The sequence below is a fragment of the Pseudomonas sputi genome (genome assembly GCF_021603585.1).
In the GTDB taxonomy this organism is placed as follows: Bacteria; Pseudomonadota; Gammaproteobacteria; order Pseudomonadales; family Pseudomonadaceae; genus Aquipseudomonas; species Aquipseudomonas sputi.
Window position 1 is genome coordinate 59557 of the sequence record NZ_BQHI01000017.1, and the last position, 26492, is coordinate 86048.

Genomic DNA, 26492 nt, shown 5'->3' on the forward strand with positions numbered 1-26492 from the left:
CACAGCGATACAAAACCCTGCAAAAATCCGCTTTTTGCGTCGGCATGTATCCATCACAGCGCTGGATACACTGCAATACAAAGGCAGGCAGGCGGGTCCGCGCGGGCTCGATAGACTGCCCGGCAATCCCCTTTGATTGAGGTTTGGCCCCATGGAACATGTCGATCACATCCTGATCGTCGACGACGATCGCGAGATTCGCGAACTGGTCGGCAATTACCTGAAGAAGAACGGCCTGCGCACCACAGTGGTTGCCGATGGCCGGCAGATGCGCAGCTTTCTGGAAGCCAACACCGTCGACCTGATCGTGCTCGACATCATGATGCCCGGCGACGATGGCCTGCTGCTGTGCCGCGAGTTGCGCTCGGGCAAACACAAGGCCACGCCAATCCTGATGCTCACCGCGCGCAACGATGAAACCGACCGCATCCTCGGTCTGGAAATGGGCGCCGACGACTACCTGACCAAACCGTTCGCCGCCCGCGAGCTGCTGGCGCGAATCAACGCCGTGCTGCGTCGCACGCGCATGCTGCCACCCAACCTGGTGGTCACCGAAAGCGGTCGGCTGTTGGCGTTCGGTCGCTGGCAGCTCGACACCTCCGCTCGGCATCTGCTGGACAAGGACGGCACCATGGTCGCCCTGAGCGGCGCGGAATACCGTTTGCTGCGGGTGTTCCTCGACCATCCGCAACGGGTGCTGAGCCGCGATCAATTGCTCAACCTGACCCAGGGCCGGGACGCCGATCTGTTCGACCGCTCCATCGATCTGCTGGTCAGCCGTCTGCGCCAGCGCCTGCTGGATGACGCCCGCGAACCGGCCTACATCAAGACCGTGCGCAGCGAAGGCTATGTGTTCTCGCTGCCGGTCGAAGTCCTCGGAGCCCCCGCATGAATGTCGCCCTGCGCTGGCCGCGCACCCTCGCCTCCCGCTTGTCGCTGATTTTCCTGATCGGCCTGATCCTCGCTCAGGCGCTGTCGTTCGGCGCGCAATATTACGAGCGCTACGAAAGTGCGAAAAACACCATGCTCGGCAACCTCGAGACCGACGTTTCGACCTCGATTGCCATTCTTGATCGTCTGCCCGCCGAAGAACGCCCGATGTGGCTCAAACGCCTGGCGCGCAAGAACTACGGTTACTTGCTGAGCGAAGGCGAACCGGGCACACCGCTGGACCCGCAGGACGTGCCGATTGCCGTCACCTCGATTACCGACGCAATTGGCGAGGCCTATCCGCTGACATTCACCGATATTCCCGGCCCGAAAAAACACTTTCAGGGTCACCTGCGCCTGAGCGACGGCAGCCCCGTGACCATCGATGTGCGTCCGTCGATGGTGCCGCTGTCGCCGTGGCTGCCGGTGGTGTTGCTCGGGCAACTGGCGCTGATGCTCGCCTGCACCTGGCTGGCGGTGCGCATCGCCATCCGCCCCCTCACCCGCCTCGCCAACGCGGTGGAAACCCTCGACCCCAACGCCCACCCGATCAACCTCGACGAAAAAGGCCCGAACGAAGTGGCCTATGCTGCCCGCGCCTTCAACTCGATGCAGGCGCGGATTGCGGCTTACCTGAAAGAACGCATGCAGCTGCTGGCGGCGATCTCCCACGACTTGCAAACCCCGATCACCCGCATGAAGCTGCGGGCGGAGTTCATGGACGATTCAGCCGAGAAAGACAAACTGTGGAACGACCTCGGCGAGATGGAACATCTGGTGCGCGAAGGCGTGGCCTACGCCCGCAGCATCCACGGCTCGACCGAAGAAAGCCGGCGCACCAACCTGGATTCGTTCCTCGACAGCCTGGTGTTCGACTATCAGGACATGGGCAAAGAGGTGCAGTTGAGTGGCAAGAGTGACGCGGTCATCGACACCCGTCCCCACGCCTTGCGCCGGGTGCTGGTCAACCTGACCGACAACGCGCTGAAGTTCGCGGGAGCGGCCGAGCTGCTGATTCAACGCGACAAGAGCGGCCTCTCGATCAAGGTCATGGATCGCGGCCCGGGCATCGCCGAAGAAGAGCTGGCCCAGGTGATGGAACCTTTCTACCGCGTGGAAAACTCGCGCAACCGCAGCACCGGCGGCACCGGGCTGGGGCTGGCGATTGCCCAGCAACTGGCGCTGGCGCTGGGTGGGTCGCTGACGCTGAGCAATCGCGAAGGTGGCGGGTTGTGTGCGGAGCTGAAGTTGCCATTGAGCTGAGCGCCAGCGGTCGCGACTGTCAGATCTGACAGTAGCCGGCCAGGCAGAATTATTGTGGGATGACACCTCGCTCAGCCGTTGCGGGGTGCTCCATGTCTCTGCTCGAAATTGTCAATCAAACCTGTCGACGACTGGCACCCGGCGGCTGGCACTCGCTGTTGCTGGCCCATGGTCTGGACATTCTCGCCGTACCGCTCAAGGACGAACTGCTCAAACCCTTGCGTATCGACCGGTCGCTGCCCGGTTTTGAAGACTTTTGCCCGGCCGGCAATCGGGCGATCGAACCTGCCCGGCCTGCCCAAAGCCTGCTCTTTCATGCGCTGGCGTCGCCAAGGGTCACGCGCGATGCAAGTGGTCAGCCCCTGCAAACCTATCCAAGCCCTGTCGAGATCCGGGCTGTTCTGAACTACGTCTTCGGCGTCCGTCCACCTTCGCTCAAGGATTTGCAGCGAAAGGCCCAGGGCGAACCGCTGGCCGTGGCAGTGTTTGCCAGCGAGTACCGTTGCGCCCCCGACACGGTTCATGGTGAGCACGCCGATCTGTGTTACTCGCGCACCGGAATTGCTCGTGTGGGCAATACCAGCGCCCTGTACGCCCCCGAGCTGCGCTGTTTCTTGCCGTTCGTTCAGGACGACCCCTACGGCATTCGCATAATGCCGGTGCATTACTGCGCCTATATCGCCGTGCAACGCCAAGGAAATCACGAACAGTTCGGCCCGATGGATGCTCAGCCGGACGTCGATCCCGCACTGAAATTCTGGGTGCCGATGCACAAGCTGTTCGATGGCAAGGAATGCCTGGCGGGACTGGATCTGGAGGTGAAATTCAAAGCTTTTCATATCAATGAAAAGATTCGCCACATCCATCTGCGTCACAGCGACACCGGCTGGCAAGAACCGGATATTTCCCAGTCGCCCTTTGTCATCACCGATGGTCTGGCAATGCTGGAGGTGGAACCCGGATCGGGATCGGGCCTGCTGTTGCCAAGGCCCAGACCGCAGCTTGCCGAGCCGGCCCGTTACCGGGGCCAGTTGTTGTCATTCACGATGCCCAAGGACTCGGGGGGCATGATCCATGGTCGGTCAATGCTGCACGACAATGGCACCATCGAAGATCTGAACCACCGCGAGGGTGTCGCCGAGCTGGTGAAGCAAGGCGGATATCGCGCCCTGCACCATCGGGACGGCACGGCCGACGGTTACATCCGCGCGCACTGCACGTCGCTGGGGCATCTGCAGTCGATTCCTGCCTATTCGATCATTGCCACCCCGGATTTCTTTCCGTTTTGCCACCCACGGCGCTTGATGCGCTGGGCAAGGCAAGTGCCAGCCTTTACCGACCCGAACATCTGGCATGCCCGCCTGCAGGCGTTATCGAACGTGCGTTATTGCGCCAACCTGACACTCGCGGATCAACCGTTCTCCCCGGAGGATCGGGGAGTCACCGCGATTGTCGGCTTGCCGCGCAAGCCCGGCCTACCGCCGCCGGCCGGCACCGATCTGGCCGACATTGATCGTCCCACCTCATTGCCGGACGGCGATACCGGCATTTTCGCCCCGGGATGGGGGGTGGGCTGGGTTCGCAAGCCAATCCCGGATGGCCACTGGATCAACCATCTGGTCGGTTACCAAATGGCCAGTCCGTTTCCCGAGGACGCCAGAATCTGCGCAGCATTGGGCTCTTTCTGGCCCGGCCTGGCACCCGATTCCGCTCGCACATTCGAGCCCCGCTCAAGCCTGCACACCATTATCCCGTTGACCGATGCGGAAACCGGAACAGGCGCCGTCGCCTGGGACAACCAGCGCCCCCCACAACTGATCCAGGATCAGCGCCGGACGTTCGTCCGCTATCGCGCCTACGAATACAGCGATTACACCCAAGTCGCCCTTGAAAACAGATTTTCCCTGCAGCAGACCGGCGCAATCACCCAGCAGGAATACCAGAACCGGGTGCTCTCGATGTATCGCGTCTACAACGTACTCGGTGCGGGAACCGACAAGTCCCTGCGCCATGCGTGGCCGTTGCTGTCCTTCATCCGAGTGCAGCGACCCGATCCGGAACTGGACTCGGCGCAACAGCAGGTCGGCATAGTATTGCGCGGCTGGGTCTATCGCTTCCTGATGTACGAACGCGGCACCGAAAGCATCCCGGACGAAGACTTCAGATGGCGCGATGTGCAGGTCAGGCAACAGGTACGACTGTTCGTCAGCGCCGAGACGATACTCGTCAAATACGAACATGCTGCGTGGCAACTCGCCCTTGAAACCCTTTGATGTCGTGGTGGTCGGCGGCGGTCCGGCGGGGTCGGCGGCGGCGATCGGTTGCGCACAACGCGGTCTGCGCGTGGCATTGATTGAGCGTCATGACTTCCCGCGGTTTCGCCCCGGTGAAAGCCTGCATCCAGGCATCGAACCCGTGCTTCAGCAACTGGGTGTCGCCGGACAACCATGCGTGCAGCATGCATTGCGCTTCAACGGGTACTGGGTGCAATGGAACAAGCCGCTGCGCTTCATCGGTTTTGGTAGCGACGACGATGGCCCGTGGCGAGGCTTTCAGATTCCCCGGGCAACCCTGGACACGACGTTATTGCAGCACGCCGCAGCGCTGGGAGTGATGGTCCATCAGCCGTGTCGCGCACTCGCCGTCCTCAGCGAAAAGAATCGTGTGACCGGTGTACGAACCGATTCAGGCCGGTTGCGCGCCGACTATGTGATCGATGCCAGCGGCGCATCCGCCTGGCTGCATCGGCAGCTGGGATTGACCAGCCACCCCTGTTCGCCACGTCTGATTGCCCGCTACGGTTATGTCCGGGGTTGTCCACCCGGTTATCAGCATGCACCGCACCTGGCGGCGGGCCACGATGGATGGACGTGGATCGCAAACGTGCAGGCGCAAGTGACGCACTGGACGCATCTGGCATTCAACGCGCCAGGCCTGCACTCCCCGGTCGTTCCCCAATCGCTGCGACACTTGCCCACGCAGGGCGCCATCCACGGCGCCGATGTAACGTGGCGCATCAGCACTGCGCCAGCCGGTGGGGGCTATTTCATGGTCGGCGACGCGGCCAGCCAGCTCGATCCGGCGTCTTCCCATGGCGTGCTCAAGGCCTTGATGACCGGCATACAGGCCGCGCAGGTGGTGTCCGACTGCATCGGGCAACCCTCCGTGCAGTCTTCTGCTCAGAGGCAATACCGCCAATGGCTGGGCGACTGGTTCGAGAAGGACATGGCACAACTTCGTCGCTTCTATCGCCTTCATCCCGACCCGCCGCGCTGGCTGGCTGCTGACGACTGACTCAGACAATGCCGATCACACCGTCCTCATGCAACTGGCGCAGCAACGCCAGTCCGCTGTCCATGAACGATGCAGTTCCCGGCAGCCCCGCCTCCATCGCCAACCCTTGCAGTTGCTCGCGACCGCTCAGCAACGGGAACTCGTCGATCCGCTGCAACAGCCGCCACGCCAATGGACTCAACTCGGAAAACTTCACACTCCAGTCCGTCGTGCGCCGCACCAGCAAAAGCGTCGGCGGGGCCGGTGGCGTGGCCGGTTGATGGTCAGGGCCGAGCATCTGCACCGGCCACGCATACGCCAACGGCCAGGCCAACGCCGAAATCTGCAATGGCCGCTCCGGCAACTGCCCCGGATCACTCGCAGGCAAGGGTTGCGCGTCAGACTGCTGCAACACCATTTCCACCCACTCGTAATGCGCCAGCTCCAGCAGAAACGCCGGCCAGTCACCCTCGCTCAACACGGCCGGTTCTGAAGCGAGGTAACCGACAAACTCCTCGGCGATCTCACCGAATTTCGGCGTCTGCGCGCGGTAGTCCCGCAGGAAGCCGCGGATCAATGTGCGCCAGCGCGCCTGACCGATGATCCGGATCAGCACCGGAAACGTGCTGCCCAGCAGTTGCGAAACATTGTTGAACACCAGGTCTCGATAGACCTTGACCCGCGCCGCGTTCATGTCGGCCGGTGGCGCTTCATGCTCCGGATCGCGCAGGTAGCGGGTCAGCGCCTGTTGTTGCCGCAGAAGATTATCCACGGGGGCCTCCTTCGATTTGCAGGCGGCGGATGGTTTGCAGCTCCGCCACCAGTTCGGAAAACGCCGGGAAATTGAAATCCCGCTCCAGCAACGTCGGTTGCGCGCCGAACCGGCCATAGGCGTCGGCCAGCAATGACCAGACCACCGGTTTGACCGAGGCGCCATGGGTGTCGATTTTTAGCGTGTCGGATTCATCGAAATGCCCGGCCACATGCAGGCCGACCACCCGGCCCGGTTCGATGGCAGCCAGAAAGGTCTGCGGGTCAAAACCGTGGTTGATCGAATTGACGTAGACGTTGTTGACGTCCAGCAGCAGATCGCAATCGGCCTCGCCCAACACGGCGTTGGTGAAGGTCACTTCGTCCATGTCCTGCCGGGGCGCGGCGTAGTAGGAAACGTTTTCCACCGCCAGTCGCCGGCCAAGAATGTCCTGGGCCTGGCGGATCCGCGCCGCGACGTGGTGGACCGCTTCTTCGGTGAACGGCAACGGCAGCAGGTCGTAGAGGTGACCGTCGTCACTGCAATAGCTGAGGTGTTCGCTGTACAGCGGCACCCTGTGCTGATCGAGAAACGTGCGCACTTCCCGCAGAAAACCGACGTCCAGCGGCGCCGAACCACCGAGCGACAATGACAGCCCGTGGCAGGACAACGGATAGCGTTCAGCCAGTTCACGCAGCGCGGCGCCATGGGCACCGCCGACGCCGATCCAGTTTTCCGGGGCCACTTCGAGAAAATCGAAATCGCCGGTGCGCGCGGCTTGCAGGTCTTTCATCAAGCCGCGACGCAGGCCGAGCCCGACGCTGGCCTGCAAGGTGGGGTGGGGAGTCTGCATGGGCAAGATCTCTGCTTGGGAGCCGCCAGATCAGCGACTGACCCTTGCAGTTAATGCGCCCACTGTGTCGCCGCTGTGTTCGACCGTCGGGACAATTGGCACCTTGTGTATCCAACAGCCGCAGAGATACACAGCGATACATAACCACCACGGATTCCAACAGCGGCTAGACTCAATCAGTACCCAGTCGAGGGGGCCGCAGGACAACAGTGTCGCCCTGCCCGTTTCCACGACCACCGCCCGGTGGTGAATGCCTCGACCCCAACGCCACCGGACTGTGATCCTGTCAAAGGAGCACATGTAATGGACGAGGCCAGACTCAACGAATTCATGGGCAAACTGGTCAACGACATGGGCGGCGCGGCGATGCTGGCCAATGTCATCGTCGGCGAAGAACTCGGCCTCTATCGGGCAATGGCCGACAGTCAGCCGATCAGCCCCGAATCCCTCGCAGCAAAAACCACCTGCAACCCGCGACTGGTGCGCGAATGGCTGAGCGCCCACGCGGCGTCCGGCTACATGGAACATCACGACGGCAAATTCCGTCTGCCGGAAGAACAGGCGCAGGCCCTGGCCAAGGAGGATTCGCCGGTTTACGTGGCCGGCGGCCTCGGCGTGGTGGCGTCGTTTTTCCATGACAAGGACAAACTGGTCAAAGCCATGCGCGGCAACGGCGCCCTGCCCTGGGGCGATCACCATCCGTGCATGTTCACCGGCACCGAGCGGTTCTTCCGTCCCGGCTACAAGGGGCATTTGATCGCCGAGTGGCTGCCGGCGCTGGACGGTGTGGTGGCCAAACTCGAAGCAGGCGCCAAGGTCGCCGACATCGGCTGCGGTCACGGTGCGTCCACGGTGATCATGGCCCAGGCCTATCCCAACTCGCGGTTCGTCGGCTTCGACTATCACGCGCCTTCGATCACCGTCGCCACCCAACGGGCCGAAGAAGGTGGCGTCAGCAGTCGCGCGCAGTTCTTCCAGGGCACCGCGAAGAGCTATCCCGGCGATGCCTATGACCTGATCTGCTATTTCGACTGCCTGCACGACATGGGCGATCCGATCGGCGCGGCGAAGCATGCGTTTGAATCATTGAAAGACGACGGCACAGTGCTGCTGGTCGAGCCGTTTGCCAACGACACCCTGGACGAAAACATTACGCCGGTCGGGCGTTTGTTCTATGCCGCGTCAACGTTCATCTGCACGCCAAATTCGCTGTCCCAGGAAGTGGGACTGGGCCTCGGTGCGCAGGCCGGCGAGTCGCGCTTGCGCAAGGTGTTTACCGAAGCCGGTTTCAAACACTTCAGGCGGGCGACACAGACGCCGTTCAACCTGATCCTGGAGGCGCGCAAATAACCGCCGGGCAGCGGACGCCTCTGAAAAGAGGCGTCCGTCGGTGCTAACCTGCAAGGCACTTACAGCCTGCGGAGCGCTGCTCATGCTCGACCGTCCCCTTCCCGATCCGCTCGACTACCTGCAACAGGTCATGGCCGACGGCGACTTCATCGTGCTGACCGGCGCCGGCATCAGCACGCCGTCGGGCATTCCGGATTACCGCGACAGCGACGGCGTGCGCCGGGGGCGGCAGCCGATGATGTACCAGGAGTTCCTCGCCGCCCCGCAATCGCGCCGCCGCTATTGGGCCCGGGCCATGCTCGGCTGGCCCCGCGTGCGCCAGGCACGGCCGAACGCCGCCCATGAGGCGCTGGCCAGCCTGCAAAGCCACGGCCGGATCGGCGGTTTGATTACTCAGAATGTCGACACCCTGCACGATCAGGCCGGCAGTCACGACGTCATCGAACTGCACGGCAGCCTGCACCGGGTGTTGTGTCTGGATTGCGGGCAGCGCAGCGAACGGGATTCGATCCAGCAATTGATGGAAACGCAGAACCCGTACCTGGCCGGCGTCGATGCCGTGCAGGCACCGGACGGCGACACCCTGCTCGACCCGGCCTTCGAGGCACGATTTCAGGTGCCGCACTGCCCGCATTGCGCAGGCGAACGGCTGAAACCGGACGTGGTGTTTTTTGGTGAGAACGTGGCGCAACCAACAGCGGCGCGGGCCAAGGCGCTGGCGGAAAATGCCGCCGGGATGCTGGTGGTCGGATCGTCCTTGATGGCGTATTCGGCGTTTCGCCTGTGCCGGGTGATCGCCGATCGGGGCAAGCCGCTGATCGCGATCAACCTGGGGAAAACGCGGGCGGATGAATTGCTGAATCTGAAAATCGAAGGCTCCTGTGAGCAACTCCTGCCCCTGCTGGCGCAGCGGCTTGCGCTTTGACACTCAACGGATGGAAAGGCGCTGGCCGAGGTTCTCCAACTGAAGGATATCGAACAGTGCCTGCGCCGCCGCCGACAGTTCATTCCCCGGATCGGTCAGCACGCCAATCGCCCGCTCCACCACCGGCGCGTGCAAGGTCAGGCAATGCGCGCCCAGTTCGCGCATCTGCCCGGCACACAACGCCGGCACCGCACTCACGCCCAGCCCGCTCGCCACCATCCGCCCGACCGTCGCCAGTTGATGGCTTTCAAATTCCACCGGCAGCTTCATCCCCCGGGCCTGCAAGTGTTCCTCCAGCATCACCCGCACCGTGGACGGTCGTTGCAAGGTGATGAAGGGTTCCCGCAACAGGGTCTGCCAATCAATGTCGCTCCGCTCGGCCAGCAGCGAATCCTTTGGCACCACGGCGACGAAGCGATCCCGGTAAAGCGGTGTGAAGGTCAGCGAGGTGTTTTGCATCGGCTCGAAGGCCACGCCGAGTTCGACCTGGCGATCGCGGACCATCTCCAGCACTTGCTCGTTGATCACGTCGTTGACCGTGACGTTGACGTTTGGATAACGCGCGCGGAAGGTCTTGAGGATCGGCGGCAGCAGGTTGCCGGCAAACGACGGCATCGCCGCCAGCGTCACCCGTCCTCGTTGCAGGCTGAAGCGCTGGCGCATTTCGTCTTCGGCGTTGTCCCAGTCGGCGATCAGGCGCCGGGCCAGCGGCAGCAGCGATTCGCCCTCCGGGGTCAGTGCCACGTTGCGCGTGTTGCGACTGAACAGGCGCCCGCCCAGGCCTTCTTCCAGCGCCTTGATGGTCAGGCTCAGCGCCGATTGCGACAGGTGCAGGCGCTCGCAGGCCACGGCAAAGCTCAGGCTCTGGGCCACGGCGAGAAAGGCGCGGATTTGCTTGATGGTCATGGACGCTATGCTTCCGAATCAGAGTTTTGATCGTTCCCACGTCGAGGCGTCGAGCCGTCTGCGTGGTAACGATCAGCACGTAGAACAGTGATTTAATGAGCTTTATCAATCAATCAACCTTAAAAATCAACTTAACAAATATATCCTTCAGCGCGACACTCCAGTCATTCGGCTAGCCAGCCGCCCGACAAACAATAAAAGAGGTGCATATGGCAGGTTTCGACAAGCGCGTGTATTCCTACGAGGAAGCCATGGCAGGTCTTGAAGACGGCATGACCGTGATCGCCGGCGGCTTCGGCCTGTGCGGCATCCCGGAAAACCTGATCGCCGAGATCAAGCGCAAGGGCACCCGTGACCTCACCGTCGTCTCCAACAACTGCGGCGTCGATGGTTTCGGCCTCGGCGTGCTGCTGACCGACCGCCAGATCCGCAAGGTGGTCGCCTCCTACGTCGGCGAAAACAAACTGTTCGAAGAGCAACTGCTCAAAGGCGACATCGAAGTCGTCCTGACCCCGCAAGGCACCCTCGCCGAAAAAATGCGCGCAGGCGGTGCCGGCATTCCGGCGTTCTTCACCGCCACCGGCGTTGGCACCCCGGTCGCCGAAGGCAAGGAAGTGCGTGAATTCCACGGTCGCAAGTACCTGATGGAAGAATCCATCACCGGCGACTTCGCCATCGTCAAAGGCTGGAAAGCCGACCACTTCGGTAACGTCATCTACCGCCACACCGCCCAGAACTTCAACCCGCTGGCCGCCACCGCCGGCAAGATCACCGTGGTCGAAGTCGAGGAAATCGTCGAACCCGGCGAACTGGATCCGTCGCAGATCCACACCCCCGGCATCTACGTCGACCGGGTCATTTGCGGCACGTTCGAAAAACGCATCGAACAACGCACCATCCGCAAATAATCCAGGCTGACGGAGAACACGAACATGGCACTTACCCGCGAACAAATGGCTCAACGCGTCGCCCGCGAAATGCAGGACGGCTACTACGTGAACCTCGGCATCGGCATCCCGACCCTGGTCGCCAACTACATCCCCGAAGGCATGGAAGTCATGCTGCAATCGGAAAACGGCCTGCTCGGCATGGGTCCGTTCCCGACTGAAGACACCATCGACGCCGACATGATCAACGCCGGCAAACAGACGGTGACCGCGCGCATCGGCGCATCGATTTTCAACTCCGCCGAGTCCTTCGCCATGATCCGCGGCGGTCACGTCGACCTGACCGTGCTGGGCGCCTTCGAAGTGGATGTGCAAGGCAACATCGCCTCGTGGATGATCCCCGGCAAACTGGTCAAGGGCATGGGTGGCGCAATGGACCTGGTGGCCGGCGCCGATAACATCATCGTCATCATGACCCATGCGTCCAAGGACGGTGAATCCAAGTTGCTGAGCCAGTGCAGCCTGCCGCTGACCGGCGCCGGCTGCATCAAGCGCGTACTGACCGACCTGGCGTACCTGGAAATCGAAAATGGCGCTTTTGTCCTCAAGGAACGCGCACCTGGCGTCAGCGTCGAGGAAATCGTCGCCAAAACCGCTGGTAAACTGATCGTCCCGGATCACGTACCGGAAATGCAGTTCGCTGCCGAGTGAGGAATTCGAAAATGCAAGACGTCGTCATTGTTGCCGCCACGCGCACCGCGATCGGCAGTTTCCAGGGATCGCTGGCCACCGTCTCCGCGGTGGACCTGGGTGCAGCGGTCATCCGCCAGTTGCTTGAGCAGACCGGCCTGGACGGTGCCCAAGTCGATGAAGTGATCATGGGCCAGGTGCTGACCGCCGGCGCCGGCCAGAACCCGGCGCGCCAATCGGCGATCAAGGCCGGCCTGCCCCACGCCGTGCCGGCCATGACCCTGAACAAGGTCTGCGGCTCTGGCCTCAAGGCCCTGCACCTCGGCGCACAGGCGATCCGTTGCGGCGACGCGGACGTGATCATTGCCGGTGGCCAGGAGAACATGAGCCTGGCCAATTATGTGATGCCGGGCGCACGCACCGGTCTGCGCATGGGTCACGCGCAAATCGTCGACACCATGATCAGCGACGGCCTGTGGGATGCGTTCAACGATTACCACATGGGCATCACCGCCGAGAACCTGGTCGAGAAGTACCAGATCAGCCGCGAGCAGCAGGACGCCTTCGCTGCCGCCTCGCAACAGAAAGCCGCCGCGGCCATCGAGGCCGGGCGCTTTGTCGATGAAATCACCCCGATCCTGATCCCGCAGCGCAAAGGCGATCCGGTGGCGTTCAAGGTCGACGAGCAGCCACGCGGCGACACCACCGCCGAATCCCTGGCCAAACTGCGTCCGGCCTTCAAAAAGGACGGCAGCGTCACCGCCGGCAACGCTTCGTCGCTGAACGACGGCGCGGCCGCCGTGATCCTGATGAGCGCCGAAAAAGCCAAGGCCCTGGGCCTGCCGGTACTGGCGAAAATCGCCGCCTATGCCAATGCGGGCGTGGACCCGGCGATCATGGGCATCGGCCCGGTGTCCGCCACTCGCCGCTGCCTGGACAAGGCTGGCTGGAGCATCGGCCAGCTCGACCTGATCGAAGCCAACGAAGCCTTCGCCGCACAATCGCTGGCGGTGGCCAAGGATCTGCAATGGGATCTGGACAAGGTCAACGTCAACGGCGGCGCCATTGCCCTCGGTCACCCGATCGGTGCGTCAGGCTGCCGGGTGCTGGTGACGCTGCTGCACGAGATGATCAAGCGTGATGCGAAAAAAGGTCTGGCGACCCTGTGCATCGGCGGCGGCCAGGGCGTAGCCCTGGCGCTGGAACGCGCTTAAACGCAAAAGAGTTCACAGCGGGCGGCGGATCCACGACATCCACTGCCCGCTGGCAACAAACCCGGTGCGACTCACGTCGCACCGGGTATTTTTTTGCCTGTGCCCTGAACGATCAGGCGGCCAGCTGCAGAATCAGCCAGGCATTCGCCCCACTGATCACCACAAACAATCCCCACGCGAGAACCTTGGTCGGCAACCGATTCACAAACGACCCCATCAGCTGTTTGTCGTTGGTCATGCGGATCAGCGGATACAGCGCAAACGGCAATTGCAGGCTCAACACCACCTGGCTCAGCACCAGCAGTTTGCCCACCGCGCCGTCGCCCATCAGCCACACGCCGATGAACGCCGGAATCAGCGCCAGCCCACGGGTGATCAGGCGCCGCTGCCAGCAAGGGATCCGCAGGTTCAGATAGCCTTCCATGATCACTTGCCCGGCGATGGTGCCGGTGAAGGTCGAACTCTGTCCCGATGCCAGCAACGCCACGCCGAACAGCACACTGGCCAACGCGCCGCCCACCAGTGGGTCGAGCAAGTGGTAGGCGTCCTGGATGTCGACCACGTCGGTATGCCCGGACTGATGAAAGGCGGCCGCCGCGAGAATCAGGATCGCCGCGTTGACCAGCAAGGCCAGCGCCAGCGAACCGATGGTGTCGATGCGCGCCAGCTTCACCGCGTCCTGCTTGCTGGCCAGATCCTTGCCAATCAGCCGTGTCTGCACGATCGAGGTGTGCAGGTACAGGTTGTGCGGCATCACCGTGGCGCCAAGGATGCCGATGGCCAGGTACAACGGCGCGGCATCGCTGATCGCCGATAGCGACGGTTTGAAGCCTTGGGCGACGTCCGGCCAGTACGGTTTGATCAACAGCAATTCAACGAAGAAGCACGCGCCGATGGTGCCCACCAGCACCAGCATGATCGCTTCCAGCCGGCGGAAACCGCGGTTTTGCAGGGCCAGAACCAGCAACGTATCGAACGCCGTCAGGGCGATGCCGAACGTCAGCGAACAGCCCAGCAACAGGTGAAACGCCAGTGCGCAGCCAAGTACTTCCGCAAGGTCGGTGGCGATGATCGAAATTTCCGCCAGCACCCATTGCAGCCGCGCCGTTGCAGTGCTGTAGCGTTCTCGGGACAGCTGCGCCAGATCGCGCCCGGTGGCGATGCCCAGTCGCGAGCACAGGCATTGCACGACCATGCCCGCCAGACTCGCCAGCAACACCACGAACAACAGGCTGTAGCCGAAGCGCGAACCGGCCTCGATGGCGGTGGCCCAGTTGCCCGGATCCATGTAGCCGATCGACACCAGCAAACCGGGGCCGGCAAAGCGCAATACGCGTTTGAAGAACGAGGCGTTGGGATCGACCGGGACACTGCCGGCCACTTCCGGCGGGCAGAACGGCGCCGTGGCGATTTTGGGCAAGCTGAATTTCACGCACACATCCAGAAACAAGTCGGAAAGCCGCAGCTTAGACGTTTCAGTCGGCGAGCCCAAGCGCCGATGTGCTGCGCTCAGGGTGTGGCGTTGCCGAGCAATTGCTCGCGCAGCTCGGGACTGCGCGTGCGCGGGTCGAGCCAGATGTCGAAAAATGCCCGGGCAAACTGCGGGTCATCGATTTCATGCTGCAATTGCTGGCCGACAAAGAACCGCGCGCCCTGACCCGGCAGATACACCCCGGTGATCCGCGTGCCGGCCTGAACATCAATGAACGATTGCTGCATCTGGGTTTGCCACATAGCCAGTTGTGCCGGGCTGATGGACGCCCCGGCCAGACGCCTGATTTCATCAACGCTGGCCTTTACCAGGTCATCGCGAGAAATGGAGCGCCGGTAGATCAACTCCAGGGCAAAGGGTTGCCCCTCGGCCAGCGGTCGCTCCGCACTCCATAACCGAGCGTTGTAGACGTCGAAACCGAACACGCTGAAATCACCCGTGCCGATGATCTGAGCGCCGGGTACTGCGTCCTGCCAGCTGGCCCAGGTGGGGGTCAGCAACAAGGCCCACAAGCCGATACCGCAGCATCCACGCAACAACTTCGGTGTATTGCTCATCGCGGCATCGACTCCGGTAAACCCTGATATTCAGAGCATAGCCCGCTATCACACCCATCGTTTTGTATACATTTTTTGCATACATCGGCAGCAATCCGTTCACCACAATGCTAACGTGGCCCCCGACCCCGACGGAGACACCTGCGTGCTGATGCTCAAACTGCTGCTGATTCCCGGTTTCCTGCTGCTGATTTCCCTCGCTGGCAAGCGCTGGGGGCCCAGCGTCGCCGGGTGGCTGTCGGGGTTACCGGTAGTCGTCGGGCCGATTCTGTTTTTCCTCGCCATCGAGCAAGGCCCGGCGTTCGCCGGACAATCGGCGGTGGCGGCGCTGTCGGCCATGTTCGCGATGATCGCGTTTTGTGTCACTTATGCGCAGGTTGCGCAGCGGGCGAACTGGCCGCTGGCATTAGTGGTTTCCTTATCGGTCTGGGCCGTGCTGGCGCTGATACTGTCCCTGATTCCGGCATCGTTGCCCTTCTCGGTCGCCGCCGCAGCGACTGCCCTCCTTGCCGCGCCGTATCTGTTTCCCAAGGTGCAACCGGTGGTCAGCGGTCCGGCGCCGAAGTCAGACAAACTGGTCTGGCGGATGATCGCCGGGGCAGCGTTGACGCTGGTGGTGACGATGCTGGCCAGCACCGTCGGCGAGCGCTGGAGCGGTCTGCTCGCGGTGTTCCCGGTGCTGGGCAGCGTGATGGCGGTGTTTTCCCAGCAGACCCGTGGCCCGGCGTTTACCGCCGCGTTGCTGCGGGCGACGGCCACGGGGATGTATTCGTTTTCGGCGTTTTGTCTGGTGTTGGCGCTGACGGTTCCAAGCATGGGCTTCGGCGGTTTCGTGGTGGCGGTGGCCGTTTCGGTGGCGATGCTGGGCGTCACCCGGCAACTGCTGGCCAAACCGACGCCGGCACCGTCGCCGAACTGACCCCGACCGGACAAACCGCGCTGGAGTGCCGGGCACGCTCCATGGGATGATCGCCGCCCAAGCGCGACCATCCCTCGGAGATTCGAATGTCATTGCTTTGCAAGAAAACCACCGTCCTGTTGCTGGCGGCGGTGGCCGGTTTCGGCGCCATCAATGTTCAGGCGGCCAAGGCCAAGGAGAAGGCTGTCACCGAGAAAGTCTCGCTGCTGGAAGGCAAATTCAGTTTTGTCCTGCCCAAAGGCTTTGTCGCCGACCCGTTGCCCGCCGGCCCGACCGGTGCCAAGGGCACGATGTACACCAACCAGACGACAAAGACCGTGGTCATCGCCGCCGAAAACCAGATTCCCGAAGGCAACAACGTCAAAGACAACGACAGTGCATTCCTTGACGGCACGGTGTCGGATTTCATCGACGCCCAGCGCAAGGCCCTGCCGGACTTCAACAAGCTCAGCGAAAAAAGCCTGACCCAGAAAAGTAATGGCCTGGGCCTGCGTCAGGTCGACAGCACGGCTACCCAGGGCGGCGGCCAGACCCTCAACACCACTTTGCTGGCCGGTTCCGGCACGCGCATGGCGCTGGTCCAGGTGATTTCCCGGGCCAGCGACACGAGCGGTCACGAGGCATTGGTGAAGACCATCCTCAAGGAAAAGTGATTCTCAGGGATTGAGTCGCTGCAACCAGTCATTCAAATCCCGAAGCTCGGCCGCACTGATGCTGTGGCCGACACCGGGGTAGGCCTGAAATTGCGGCTTGTACGACAGCTTCTGCAACAACGCATCGGCCTCGGTGCCACCGCTGTAAGGCACCCGGTCATCCGCCGTGCCATGGCCGATGAAGATCTCCAGCGGCGGATGCTGTTGCTCTGACTTCAGCTCGCTCTTGAGCACCGGCAACACCCGCCCGCTCAACGCCGCAATGCCACCCACTACCGCCGGCTGCCGCAACCCGACCTCGTAAGTCATCATCGCGCCCTGACTGAAACCGATCAGGTACACCTTTTCCGGTTGCGCGTGATATTTCTGCGCCGCCGCAGCGATAAAGGCCCGCAGTTTCTGGCTACTGGCCTTCAGATCATCAGTCTCGCCGTTGTAGGCCCCTTCGCCTTTCTTGCGAAACCACTGGAAACGCCCTTCCCCCAACGCCATCGGAGCCTGCACCGACAGGTAGTTGTACTGCTTGGGCAGCTGAAATTTCATACCGATCAAGTCTGCTTCGTTGCTGCCATAGCCATGCAGGAAAATCACCAGCGGACGCTGATCGGTGTCCGGGTGCACCTGGGCCAGGTAGTTGAGCGGCAGATCGTTTTGCAGCGAGGTCTGAGCCTGGACAGCCGTGGACGCCAGCAGCGTCAACAGCGCAAACACCTTCAACATAAGCCTTCCTTCACACCGTGCAGGGTTCGGGGCAGAGCCTAACACTGTGATCGGGAGGATGGGGTGTCAGTCGTTGATCAGCTTGCCCGCCCGGATCGGCTCGCGCCCCGCCACTTTCGCCTGCCAGATGCCCGGCTGGGTGTAGCGGCCGCGATCGACGGCGAACAGCACGCCGCTGGTGCCGGCGCGCACAGTGGTTACGCGGTCATTCAACGGGTTGACCACTTCGAACAGCGCATCGCCGCGCTCGACCCATTCACCGGCATCGCGCAGGAAACTCACCACGCCATGATGCGGTGCGAACAGGTACTCGGTGCCTTCGAACGGCATGCCTTCGCAGCATTCTTCCGGCGCCTTCGGCCATTCGCCGCTGATGAAGCCCTGCTCGGCGAGAAAGCCCAGAATGGCTTCGCAATTGGCCTGGGCCTGATCGACGCGGGTGTCGCCCATGCTGCCCAACTCCAGGGTAGTGGCGAGGTTGGCCGGTGGAATTGCCGCGTTCGGGAAGGCCCGGGCCAGTCGCAACCATGGCGAGGAGCAGGATTCGTCGAACGAACTTCCGCCGGAGTCTTCACACAGCAGCGCCACGCCAGCCTTCAGGCGTGCAGCGAGGGATTGCCACCGCGGCCAGTGCTGCGGCAAGGCGTAGAGATGAATCGCCGCGTCAAAATCGCAATGCAGATCGAGGGTGATATCGGCCTCACAGGCGTGGCGCAGCAACAGACGGTGCAGCGCTTCCAGTTGCGACGCCGGAGCCGGCAGTTCGTCGAGTACCTGACCCATGGTCTGGCGGATCAACGCAATGTTGGCTTCGGCATCACCGCCCAACTGATCCCCGATGCGCTCGGCCACCGGTGCGCTGAGTTCGACGAAGGCGCGGTTGAAGTTCTTGCCGCTGCCCAGCTCGAAACGCCCCATGTGGCTGCCTTGCAGGTGCTGGTCGAGGCCGATCGGGTTGGCCACCGGCACCAGTTCGATCACGCCTCGCAACTGGCCGTTGCTTTCCAGCTCGGTCAGGCGCTTTTTCAGTTCCCATGCGGTGCGCATGCCCGGCAGTTCATCGGCGTGCAGGCTGGCCTGGATGTAGACCTTGCGCGGGCCGGCGCCATAACGGAACACACTCAGGGAGCGTTCGCTGCCCAGGTGGCTCCAGGGCAGAAGATGGTCGATGCGTTGCATGGAGAACTCCGGAAATTCAGTGGTCGCTGCCAACGCAGTGACCGCATTGAAATGTGCTGACAGGATAAATCACGGGCGAAAAAAAAGTGGCCACCGCGCAAACGGGGCCACTTTTTCTACGGCGTATTAATGGCCGTACACGTCAAAGTCGAAGTACTTGTCCTGCACTTGCTTGTACTTGCCGTTGGCGCGGATTTCGTTGATGGCGGCGTTGAATTTCTCCGCCAGCTCGGTATCGCCTTTACGCACCGCAATACCGGCGCCACCGCCGAAGTACTTGGCGTCTTCGTAGGTCGGGCCGACGAATTCGAAGCCTTTGCCGGCGTCGGTTTTCAGGAAGCCGTCGCTCAGGTTGACCGAGTCGGCCAGCATCGCGTCGATACGACCGGAGACCATGTCCAGGTTGGCTTCCTGCTGCGAGCCGTAACGCACCAGTTCGATCCCGGCCGGCACCAGCACTTCGGTGGCGTAGCGGTCGTGGGTACTGGCGCGCAGCACGCCGACTTTCTTGCCTTTGAGCTCGACCAGCGGGTCTTTCACGCCGGAGCCGGCCTTCATCACGAAGCGCGCCGGGGTGTGGTAGTACTTGATGGTGAAATCGACGTTTTTCTTGCGGTCGTCAGTGATGGTCATCGAGGACAGGATCGCGTCGATCTTCTTCACTTTCAGCGCCGGGATCAGGCCGTCGAACTCTTGCTCGACCCAGGTGCATTTGACTTTCATCTGCTCACACAGCGCGTCGCCGATGTCCACGTCGAAACCGGCCAGTTTGCCGTCAGGGGTTTTCATCGAGAAGGGCGGGTAACCGGCTTCGATACCGATACGGATCGGTTTGGCGTCTTCGGCCACGGCGGTCAGGGACAACATCGACAGTGCCAGGGCACCGAACATAACCAGCTTTTTCATTTATTACTCCCGTGTGCGGAGGCTTTTATTGGCAGCTTTCGATTGTCAGGTTCGGCCTTGGGCTGTGCAGCGCAAAAAAACCGAAGTGGCCGGCAGTCTATGGTGGCGCGCACGGGGCAAATTGTGTTTAAGCGACAAATACTTACAGAAAATCGGCGAGTGCCATCATCTGGGAAAAATGTGCGTCAGAGCGGTGCAAGGGTTGTAGGACAAAGCCGACAAAAGATGCCGCCGAAGCGGCAACTCTCCGGCTATCAGCAATCGCAAGCGATCGGTTCAATGGCGACGCGCGGTGCCGCAAAACTCAACTGAAAACCTTCATCCAGCCACCCCGTCACTCCGCCGATCATCTCCTTGACCGGATAACCCAGCGCCGCCAGCTTGACCGCGGCCTTGTTGGCGCCATTGCAGTGGGGACCGGCGCAATAAACCACGAAAAGCGTGTTTTTCGAGTAGTCCACCAGCCCCTCCGCCGTGAGCAAACGCCCCGGAATATTGATCGCCCCCGGCACATGACCGCGCGCGAAAGCCAGCGGCCCGCGCACGTCCACCAGCACGAAATCGATCTCGCCGGCCTGCTGGCTGCTGAAGACGTCGGAGCAATCGGTTTCGAAAGTCAGACGGTTGCTGAAATGCATCAGGGCAATGGCCGAAGGGGCGGCAGGAATCTCGCGAACCAGGCTGGGCATGTTGAATCACTCCTTTGTCTGTGGGATGAACAGACTTTATCGAGCCGCCGCTTGCCGCTACAGTGGCGCACAAGACACTCACCGGGAATTTTCCGCCAAATGCCTGATTCACCTGGATTGGTCGCGATTCTGGCTTACGACGGCCTCTGCACCTTTGAGTTCGGCATCGCCGTGGAGATCTTCGGCCTGGCCCGGCCGGAGTTCGATTTTCCGTGGTACGAGCACTGCATCGCCGCCGTCGACCAAGGCCCGATGCGCGCCATGGGCGGGATTCAGGTGCTGGCGGACGGTGGGCTGGAACTGTTGGCGGATGCGCGCACCATCATCATTCCCGGCTGGCGCGACCGCAATGCGCCGGTGCCGGAAGCCTTGCTTGACGCATTGCGTGCTGCCCATGGGCGCGGCGCACGGCTGTTATCGATCTGCTCGGGCGTGTTTGTTCTGGCCGCCAGCGGCCTGCTCGACGGGCACGGCGCTACCACCCACTGGCGCTACACCTCGGAATTGGCCGAGCGCTTTGCGGCCATTGATGTCGATCCGGATGTGCTTTACGTCGATTCCGGCCAGTTGATCACTTCGGCCGGCAGCGCTGCCGGGATCGACGCCTGCCTGCATCTGGTGGCGCGGGACTTCGGCACCCAGATCGCCAACGCGGTGGCGCGGCGGCTGGTGATGTCGCCGCAGCGTACCGGCGGCCAGGCGCAATTCATTCCGACACCGGTCAGCCCGACGCCGCGAAGTGACCTGTCGCGCGTGATGCAGTGGGCCCGCGAGCGCCTGCACGAACCGCTGGAAGTGCGCGCTCTGGCCAGCGAAGCGGCGATGAGCGAACGCACCTTCCTGCGCAAATTTACCGAAGCCAGCGGCCAGTCACCCAAGGCGTGGCTGCAACACGAGCGTCTGGCCCGGGCCCGGGAGTTGCTGGAAAGCACGCCGCTAAACACCGAGCAGATCGCCCTGCGCTGTGGCTACCGCTCGGTGGAAAGCTTTCGTGTGGCGTTTCGCAGCGTGGTCGGGGTGCCGCCGTCGGTGTATCGCGAGCGCTTTGGTCGAGAGATCAAGGCTTGCGCAACAGATAGGTGTCCATGATCCAGCCATGCTCGGCCCGCGCAGCCTTGCGTACCCGCTCGATCTCATCGGCAACGTCGCTGAGCTTGCCACTGATGAGGATTTCATCCGGCGTGCCAAGGTAGGCGCCCCAGTAAATCTCGGTCTCCTGATCCGCCACCCGATGGTAGGAATCGTCCGCGTCGAGCATCACCACCAGACTGTCCGTGTCACTCACCTGCCCCGCCGCCAAACGTCGGCCGGTGGTGATCTCAATTGAGCGGCCGATGCTGTTCAGCGGCACCTTGTGCTGTGCCGCCAAGGCCTGAACGCTGGTGATGCCCGGAATGACTTCGAATTCAAACGCACATCGCCCCGAGGCCAGAATCGCCTGCAGGATGCGAATGGTGCTGTCGTACAACGCCGGATCGCCCCATACCAGAAAACCGCCGCACTGCCCGTCAGCCAATTCGTCATTGATCAGCCGTTCGAAGGTTTGCTGCTTGGCGCGGTTCAGTTCATCGACGCTGGCGCCGTAGTCCGTATCGCCGCGCTCGCGCTCCGGGCTGTGGGCTTCGGCGAAACGGTAGGTACGATCGGTGATGTAGCGCTCGCAGATCTCCCGCCGCAGGTCGATCAGCTTGTCCTTGCTCCGGCCCTTGTCCATCAGGAAAAACACGTCCACCCGATTCAGCGCCTTCACCGCCTGCATCGTGATGTAGTCCGGGTTGCCGGCACCGATGCCGATCACCAGCAATCGCTTCATTGCTTTGCTCCTTCCAGGCTCATGCCGGACAAGCGTAGCCGCCAGCGCCCGGCAAATCGAAGATCGATAGCCGCCAGCGGCTCGACGTCGATACTGTGAAACGCCTCGCCGTGCACGACCTGCATCAATGCAGCGCGCATCACGAACGGATGAGTGACCGCCACCACGTGCCCCGGTGTGGTTTGCAGTGCAACGAGCCACGCCGCCACCCGTTCACGCAGTTGCGCCACTGACTCACCGCCATGGGGGGCGGCGTGCGGATCGTCGAGCCAGGCTTGCAAGGCCTCGGGTTCGTTCCGTTGCAAGTCTTTGATCGACTGACCTTGCCACCGTCCCCAGTCGCAATCACGCAGGGCCTGATCAATGTGCGCTTCATGGCCAAACCACGCCGCCGTCTGACGAGTACGCAGTTCCGGGCCACAAATCAGACGGCATGCCGTGTCGAAACGCGAAGTCAGCGAGCAGGACGCCAGCGCCGTTTCTTCAACAGGTTCATTCGTAGGAAAACACGCCAATTTTTGTGCGACGGTTCTGGCATGGCAGATCAATGTCAAACGGGTGGTCTGCACGGGAGTCACTCGGCTGGAAGACAGGACGATCATCGGCGAAGTCGCCGATGTAGCGGTGATTGTGCCGTAAACCGGGAGGCTCGGGGCAAGTCGGTTGAGCAACCTGAACAGGTGAAAGCGGCAATGTCTGACACCACTATGGGCAATGGACTACAAGACTGATCGACATCGGTGTAACCCTTGCGTTACGGGCATCTCGCCCCATTTTGGGGCTTGGTTTAAACGCCAAAAAATTCGCTAGACATGTAGCGTCAGTTACATAAATACTGTTTTAACGGATTGTGAAACGAATTCAACACCTCATCCAGCAGGAGCCCGGATGCCCCCTCTCAGAGACCTGATCACCGACCCTGGCCTTGACCTGACGCCGTCGGAGCGCAAAGTCGTTCGCGCCTTGCTCGATCAGTATCCACGCAACGGGCTTGGCCCGATGGCGCGCCTGGCCGAACATGCCGGCGTCAGCGATCCGACCATCGTGCGGCTGGTGAAAAAGCTCGGTTTCGGCGGTTACGCCGAATTCCAGGACGCCCTGCTCAGCGACATGGACCATCGCCTGCGCTCGCCGCGCACTCTGTTACAACCGCGCTCGCAGCAGAACAAGGACGATGCCTGGAGCCATTACCTGGCTCACAGCCATAGCCTGCTGGCCGAAACCCAGGCCCTGACCCAACCGGAAGACGTGCGGATTCTCGCCGACTGGCTGCTCGATACCCGCCATCAGGTCTACTGCTTCGGCGGACGCTTCAGCAGTCTGATGGCAACCTACCTGCTCAATCATTTGCGCCTGCTGCGTCCCGGCTGTTTTGCACTGGAGGACAACGCGCAACTGCCGGATCGTCTGTTCGACCTGCAACGCCAGGACGTGGTGCTGGTGTTCGACTATCGCCGCTATCAGACCCAGGCCCTGCGCGTGGCCAGCGCCGCGAAAAACAACAATGCTCGCGTCGTGCTGTTCACCGACATCTATGCCTCGCCGCTGCGCGAACTGGCCGACATGATCATCAGCGCCCCGGTGGAGTCGGCCTCGCCGTTCGACACCATGGTCCCGGCGCTGGCCCAGGTCGAGGCATTGATTGCCTGCCTGACCCTGCGCTGCCCGGACCTGGCCGATCGCCTGGAAGGCATCGATGCCCTGCGCAACGACTTCGACACCCACTTGCTGGAGGATAAATAAGGATGTTCAGCCTTCCCCATCGCTCGCCACGGGACCTGCCGTTTGTCATCGACCACACCGCGCTGTTGCTGGTGGACATGCAGCGTGCCTGGCTCGAGCCGCAGTTCGACCCGCACCTCGAAGGCCCGGACGCCGCGTACTTCCTCAACCGTACGCGCTCGCAAGTGGTACCCAATCAGGTTCGCCTGCTCAACGCCTTTCGCGACGCACGGCAGAACGTGCTGCACACCCTGATCGAAAGCCTCACTGCCGACGGCCGCGACCGCTCGCTGGATCACAAACTGTCGGACATGCACTTGCCCAAGGGCAGCCCGCAGGCACAGGTCATCGCCGAACTGACCCCGGCGGAAAACGAAATCGTGCTGCCCAAGACCTCGTCCGGGGTTTTCAACTCGACCAACATCGACTACGTGCTGCGCAACCTCGAAACCCGTCACCTGATCATCGCCGGGATCGTCACCGACCAGTGCGTGGACATGGCCGTACGCGACGCCGCTGACCGCGGCTATCTCGTCACACTGGTGGCAGACGCCTGCGCGACCTATACCGATGCACGCCACGACGCCTGCCTGAACGCGATCAAGGGCTATTGCTGGATCACCGACACCGACACCGTGCTCGGACGGTTGCAGGAGATGCAGTCATGAGCGCACGCCTGTCGCCGTTGCCGATGACCACCATCGTCACCACCGACCTGATTGGCGTCACCCGTGGCCGCTCGTTTCCCACCGATGAGCTGGAGCACTATCAGGCCGCCGGTTGTGGCTGGGTGCCTGCCAACAGTGCGCTAACGCCGCAGGACATCATTGCCTCGACCAGTCCGTGGGGCGCTTATGGCGATCTGCGGCTGATTCCCGATCTGGCCAGCCGCGTCACCGTCGGCAACGGCCCGGACGCCGCAGCGCCGGCGCTGGATTTCATCCACGGCGACATCCGCGAGACGGATGGCCGGCCATGGGCGGCGTGCCCGCGCACCCTGCTGCGCAACGAGGTCGAGCGCTATCGCGATGAGCTTGGCCTGCAGGTCAACGCCGCGTTCGAACACGAATTCAACCTGCACGCCGGGTTTGCCGAACATCTGGCCTTCTCGCTCGAAGCCCAGCGCCAGGGCGCCGAATTCGGTGGCTGGCTGCTCAGTGCGCTGCGCGCCGGTGGCGTCGAGCCGGAAATGTTCCTGCCCGAATACGGCAAGCACCAATACGAAATCACCTGCCGCCCGGCCCTCGGTGTGGCGGCGGCGGATCGCGCGGTGAACGTGCGCGAGATCACCCGCGAAATCGCTCGGCAAATGGGCCTGGACTTGAGCTTCGCGCCGAAGACCGCCGCCGACGCGGTGTGCAACGGCGTGCACCTGCACGTCAGCCTGCTGGATCTGGCCGGTCAGCCGATGCTCTACGACGCCGGCACCAGCAATGGTCTGTCGACCCTCGGCCAGCACTGGGCGGCGGGCGTGCTGCATTACTTGCCGGCACTGTGCGCGTTTACCGCGCCGACGCCGGTTTCTTACGAACGCTTGCGGCCGCACCACTGGAGCGCGTCCTACGCGTGTCTGGGCCAGCAGAACCGCGAAGCGGCGCTGCGCATCTGCCCGACCGTGAGCCTGGGCGGCAAACCCGTGGCAGCGCAGTACAACCTGGAATTTCGCGCCATGGACGCCACCGCCTCGCCGCATCTGGCAATGGCCGCGCTGCTGATCGCCGGGCGCCTGGGCATCGAGCAGCGCCTGGCGCTGAACGCAATCACCGATGAAATCCCCGATTCACTCAACGACGAACAACGCAAGGCCCGGGGCATCGTTGCCCTGCCCGCCTCCCTGGCCCAGGCACTGGATTGCCTGCGTCGCAGTGAAGCGCTGGTCGAAGCGCTGCCAGGCGCGTTGCTCGAAACCTTTTTCGCCCTTAAAACCGAGGAACTGGCGCTGACGGAACAGCTCTCGCCCGCTGACCTGTGTGAGCACTATGCACGCCTGTACTGAATCCGCCGAGCTTGGGTTGTACACCCGACCGGTCTACAACCTGAGCCGTGAAGATTCGACGCACCCGCTGATTCTGGTGTGCGAACACGCCAGCCGCTACATCCCCGAGGCCCTGAACAATCTGGGCCTGGAGGACACCGCGGCGTGTGAACACATTGCCTGGGACATCGGCGCCCTGGCGCTGGCCGAGCAACTGTCGGAGCAACTGGGCGCCACCCTGTTGAGCGCCAACTATTCGCGCCTGTTGATCGACCTCAACCGCCCCCGGCATGCACCCGACAGCATTCCGGCACAAAGCGAGATCTACCAGGTGCCGGGTAATCGCGAACTCGATGAGGCCACGCGCGAGTATCGTCGCCAGTGCCTGTTCAAGCCGTTTCACACGCGGCTGCAACAACTGATCGATGCACGTCTGGCCGAAGGTCGGCCGGTCCGGGTGGTGGGGATTCACAGCTTCACCCCGGTGTACTACGGCCAGCCGCGCGAGCTGGAAGTCGGCGTGCTGTTCGGTCAGGCCCGGGCCTATGCCCAACGGATGCTCGACGGTCTGGAACGACATCCGCTGAAAGTCGCCGGCAACCTGCCGTACAGAATCGACCCGCTGGGGGACATGACCGTGCCGGTGCACGGCGATGCCCGGGGCCTGGATTCGGTATTGATCGAAGTGCGCAACGACCTGCTGCGCAGCCCGGACGCGGTAACCCGCTGGGCAGATTATCTGGCACCCCTGCTGTAAAGATTGTTGTAACCACTGCTGACGCTGTAAACGACAGACCGACATAACAACGAAAACGACCGATTGGC

28 protein-coding genes are annotated in these 26492 nt (G+C 62.4%); 17 read left to right on the forward strand and 11 right to left on the reverse strand.

Translation table 11 applies throughout. The features are described 5' to 3' along the window. The first annotated feature begins 151 nt into the window (after positions 1-151). From L6D81_RS20815 to L6D81_RS20830, 4 genes are all read left to right on the forward strand, one after another. Positions 152-892 (forward strand): response regulator, encoded by a 741-nt coding sequence (locus tag L6D81_RS20815; protein WP_011333526.1) that lies wholly within the window; start codon positions 152-154, stop codon positions 890-892. Further along, positions 889-2193, forward strand: a complete 1305-nt coding sequence (locus tag L6D81_RS20820) for an ATP-binding protein (protein ID WP_236181733.1) — start codon at positions 889-891, stop codon at positions 2191-2193. Before L6D81_RS20815 ends, L6D81_RS20820 begins: the two co-directional genes overlap by 4 nt. A 92-nt stretch (positions 2194-2285) precedes the next feature. Next, the gene (locus L6D81_RS20825; RefSeq protein WP_236181734.1) at positions 2286-4466 is read left to right on the forward strand and encodes a hypothetical protein; all 2181 of its coding nucleotides are present in this window, start codon (positions 2286-2288) and stop codon (positions 4464-4466) included. Continuing rightward, the gene (locus L6D81_RS20830) at positions 4453-5487 is read left to right on the forward strand and encodes an NAD(P)/FAD-dependent oxidoreductase (RefSeq protein ID WP_236181735.1); all 1035 of its coding nucleotides are present in this window, start codon (positions 4453-4455) and stop codon (positions 5485-5487) included. The genes L6D81_RS20825 and L6D81_RS20830 overlap by 14 nt, the downstream gene beginning before the upstream one ends. 1 nt (position 5488) lies before the next feature. Here the strand turns inward: L6D81_RS20830 and L6D81_RS20835 are convergent, their stop codons facing one another. Beyond that, positions 5489-6238 (reverse strand): HvfC family RiPP maturation protein, encoded by a 750-nt coding sequence (locus L6D81_RS20835; protein ID WP_236181736.1) that lies wholly within the window; start codon positions 6236-6238, stop codon positions 5489-5491. Beyond that, entirely contained in the window at positions 6231-7070 is an 840-nt protein-coding gene (locus L6D81_RS20840; RefSeq protein ID WP_236181737.1) for an HvfB family MNIO-type RiPP peptide maturase, read from the reverse strand. The genes L6D81_RS20835 and L6D81_RS20840 overlap by 8 nt, the downstream gene beginning before the upstream one ends. A gap of 303 nt (positions 7071-7373) precedes the next feature. Between L6D81_RS20840 and L6D81_RS20845 the strand changes: the two genes are divergently transcribed. After that, on the forward strand, positions 7374-8420 hold the full coding sequence (locus tag L6D81_RS20845; RefSeq protein WP_236181738.1) for a class I SAM-dependent methyltransferase: 1047 nt from the start codon (positions 7374-7376) through the stop codon (positions 8418-8420). An 82-nt stretch (positions 8421-8502) separates the two neighbouring features. Then, on the forward strand, positions 8503-9345 hold the full coding sequence (locus tag L6D81_RS20850; RefSeq protein WP_236181739.1) for an NAD-dependent protein deacetylase: 843 nt from the start codon (positions 8503-8505) through the stop codon (positions 9343-9345). Positions 9346-9348: 3 nt separating this feature from the next. Here the strand turns inward: L6D81_RS20850 and L6D81_RS20855 are convergent, their stop codons facing one another. Continuing rightward, on the reverse strand, positions 9349-10251 hold the full coding sequence (locus L6D81_RS20855) for a LysR family transcriptional regulator (protein ID WP_236181740.1): 903 nt from the start codon (positions 10249-10251) through the stop codon (positions 9349-9351). A 209-nt stretch (positions 10252-10460) separates the two neighbouring features. Here L6D81_RS20855 and L6D81_RS20860 point away from each other — a divergent pair, with 209 nt between their 5' ends. From L6D81_RS20860 to L6D81_RS20870, 3 genes are read left to right on the forward strand one after another with little or no spacing between them, the layout of a single operon-like run. After that, a complete protein-coding gene (locus L6D81_RS20860) occupies positions 10461-11159 on the forward strand; it encodes a CoA transferase subunit A (protein WP_169429807.1) in 699 nt (232 codons plus the stop codon). 24 nt (positions 11160-11183) lie between these two features. Beyond that, entirely contained in the window at positions 11184-11849 is a 666-nt protein-coding gene (locus L6D81_RS20865; RefSeq protein WP_011333516.1) for a CoA transferase subunit B, read from the forward strand. Positions 11850-11860: 11 nt separating this feature from the next. Continuing rightward, positions 11861-13042 carry an acetyl-CoA C-acetyltransferase gene (locus L6D81_RS20870; protein ID WP_236181741.1) on the forward strand — a complete coding sequence of 394 codons (1182 nt, stop codon included), beginning with the start codon at positions 11861-11863 and terminating at the stop codon, positions 13040-13042. Between the two features lie 112 nt (positions 13043-13154). On the opposite strand, the gene L6D81_RS20875 is transcribed toward L6D81_RS20870, so the two are convergent. Beyond that, complete coding sequence (locus L6D81_RS20875; protein ID WP_236181742.1) at positions 13155-14474, reverse strand: Nramp family divalent metal transporter; 1320 nt, start codon at positions 14472-14474, stop codon at positions 13155-13157. A 77-nt stretch (positions 14475-14551) separates the two neighbouring features. After that, the gene (locus tag L6D81_RS20880; RefSeq protein ID WP_236181743.1) at positions 14552-15091 is read right to left on the reverse strand and encodes a chalcone isomerase family protein; all 540 of its coding nucleotides are present in this window, start codon (positions 15089-15091) and stop codon (positions 14552-14554) included. A gap of 145 nt (positions 15092-15236) precedes the next feature. On the opposite strand from L6D81_RS20880, the gene L6D81_RS20885 reads away from it, so the two are divergent. Together L6D81_RS20885 and L6D81_RS20890 are read left to right on the forward strand one after the other, a co-directional pair. Further along, a complete protein-coding gene (locus L6D81_RS20885) occupies positions 15237-16010 on the forward strand; it encodes a hypothetical protein (RefSeq protein WP_236181744.1) in 774 nt (257 codons plus the stop codon). 86 nt (positions 16011-16096) lie between these two features. Continuing rightward, the gene (locus L6D81_RS20890; RefSeq protein ID WP_236181745.1) at positions 16097-16663 is read left to right on the forward strand and encodes a DcrB/PsbP domain-containing protein; all 567 of its coding nucleotides are present in this window, start codon (positions 16097-16099) and stop codon (positions 16661-16663) included. Positions 16664-16666: 3 nt separating this feature from the next. On the opposite strand, the gene L6D81_RS20895 is transcribed toward L6D81_RS20890, so the two are convergent. The 4 genes from L6D81_RS20895 to L6D81_RS20910 all read right to left on the reverse strand — a co-directional run bounded on the left by L6D81_RS20895 (position 16667) and on the right by L6D81_RS20910 (position 20157). Beyond that, complete coding sequence (locus tag L6D81_RS20895) at positions 16667-17383, reverse strand: alpha/beta hydrolase (RefSeq protein ID WP_236181746.1); 717 nt, start codon at positions 17381-17383, stop codon at positions 16667-16669. A 66-nt stretch (positions 17384-17449) separates the two neighbouring features. Continuing rightward, positions 17450-18562 carry a succinylglutamate desuccinylase/aspartoacylase family protein gene (locus L6D81_RS20900; RefSeq protein WP_236181747.1) on the reverse strand — a complete coding sequence of 371 codons (1113 nt, stop codon included), beginning with the start codon at positions 18560-18562 and terminating at the stop codon, positions 17450-17452. A 126-nt stretch (positions 18563-18688) separates the two neighbouring features. Continuing rightward, a complete protein-coding gene (locus L6D81_RS20905) occupies positions 18689-19468 on the reverse strand; it encodes an ABC transporter substrate-binding protein (RefSeq protein WP_039767817.1) in 780 nt (259 codons plus the stop codon). A gap of 254 nt (positions 19469-19722) precedes the next feature. Beyond that, positions 19723-20157 (reverse strand): rhodanese-like domain-containing protein, encoded by a 435-nt coding sequence (locus L6D81_RS20910; protein ID WP_236181748.1) that lies wholly within the window; start codon positions 20155-20157, stop codon positions 19723-19725. A 99-nt stretch (positions 20158-20256) separates the two neighbouring features. Here L6D81_RS20910 and ftrA point away from each other — a divergent pair, with 99 nt between their 5' ends. Beyond that, complete coding sequence (ftrA, locus tag L6D81_RS20915; protein ID WP_236181749.1) at positions 20257-21246, forward strand: transcriptional regulator FtrA; 990 nt, start codon at positions 20257-20259, stop codon at positions 21244-21246. Here ftrA and cobF read toward each other — a convergent pair. After that, on the reverse strand, positions 21215-21970 hold the full coding sequence (gene cobF / locus L6D81_RS20920; RefSeq protein ID WP_236181750.1) for a precorrin-6A synthase (deacetylating): 756 nt from the start codon (positions 21968-21970) through the stop codon (positions 21215-21217). The two genes, ftrA and cobF, sit on opposite strands and share 32 nt — an antisense overlap. Further along, positions 21967-22485 carry a histidine phosphatase family protein gene (locus tag L6D81_RS20925; protein ID WP_236181772.1) on the reverse strand — a complete coding sequence of 173 codons (519 nt, stop codon included), beginning with the start codon at positions 22483-22485 and terminating at the stop codon, positions 21967-21969. Before L6D81_RS20925 ends, cobF begins: the two co-directional genes overlap by 4 nt. On the opposite strand from L6D81_RS20925, the gene L6D81_RS20930 reads away from it, so the two are divergent. The 5 genes from L6D81_RS20930 to L6D81_RS20950 all read left to right on the forward strand — a co-directional run bounded on the left by L6D81_RS20930 (position 22409) and on the right by L6D81_RS20950 (position 26424). Continuing rightward, complete coding sequence (locus L6D81_RS20930) at positions 22409-22609, forward strand: hypothetical protein (protein ID WP_236181774.1); 201 nt, start codon at positions 22409-22411, stop codon at positions 22607-22609. The genes L6D81_RS20925 and L6D81_RS20930 overlap by 77 nt on opposite strands. Positions 22610-22858: 249 nt before the next feature. Next, positions 22859-23713 carry a MurR/RpiR family transcriptional regulator gene (locus L6D81_RS20935; protein ID WP_236181751.1) on the forward strand — a complete coding sequence of 285 codons (855 nt, stop codon included), beginning with the start codon at positions 22859-22861 and terminating at the stop codon, positions 23711-23713. 2 nt (positions 23714-23715) lie between these two features. Then, positions 23716-24360 carry a cysteine hydrolase family protein gene (locus tag L6D81_RS20940; RefSeq protein WP_236181752.1) on the forward strand — a complete coding sequence of 215 codons (645 nt, stop codon included), beginning with the start codon at positions 23716-23718 and terminating at the stop codon, positions 24358-24360. Continuing rightward, entirely contained in the window at positions 24357-25688 is a 1332-nt protein-coding gene (locus L6D81_RS20945; RefSeq protein WP_236181753.1) for a type I glutamate--ammonia ligase, read from the forward strand. Before L6D81_RS20940 ends, L6D81_RS20945 begins: the two co-directional genes overlap by 4 nt. After that, entirely contained in the window at positions 25672-26424 is a 753-nt protein-coding gene (locus tag L6D81_RS20950) for an N-formylglutamate amidohydrolase (RefSeq protein WP_236181754.1), read from the forward strand. Before L6D81_RS20945 ends, L6D81_RS20950 begins: the two co-directional genes overlap by 17 nt. Positions 26425-26492: the final 68 nt, after the last annotated feature.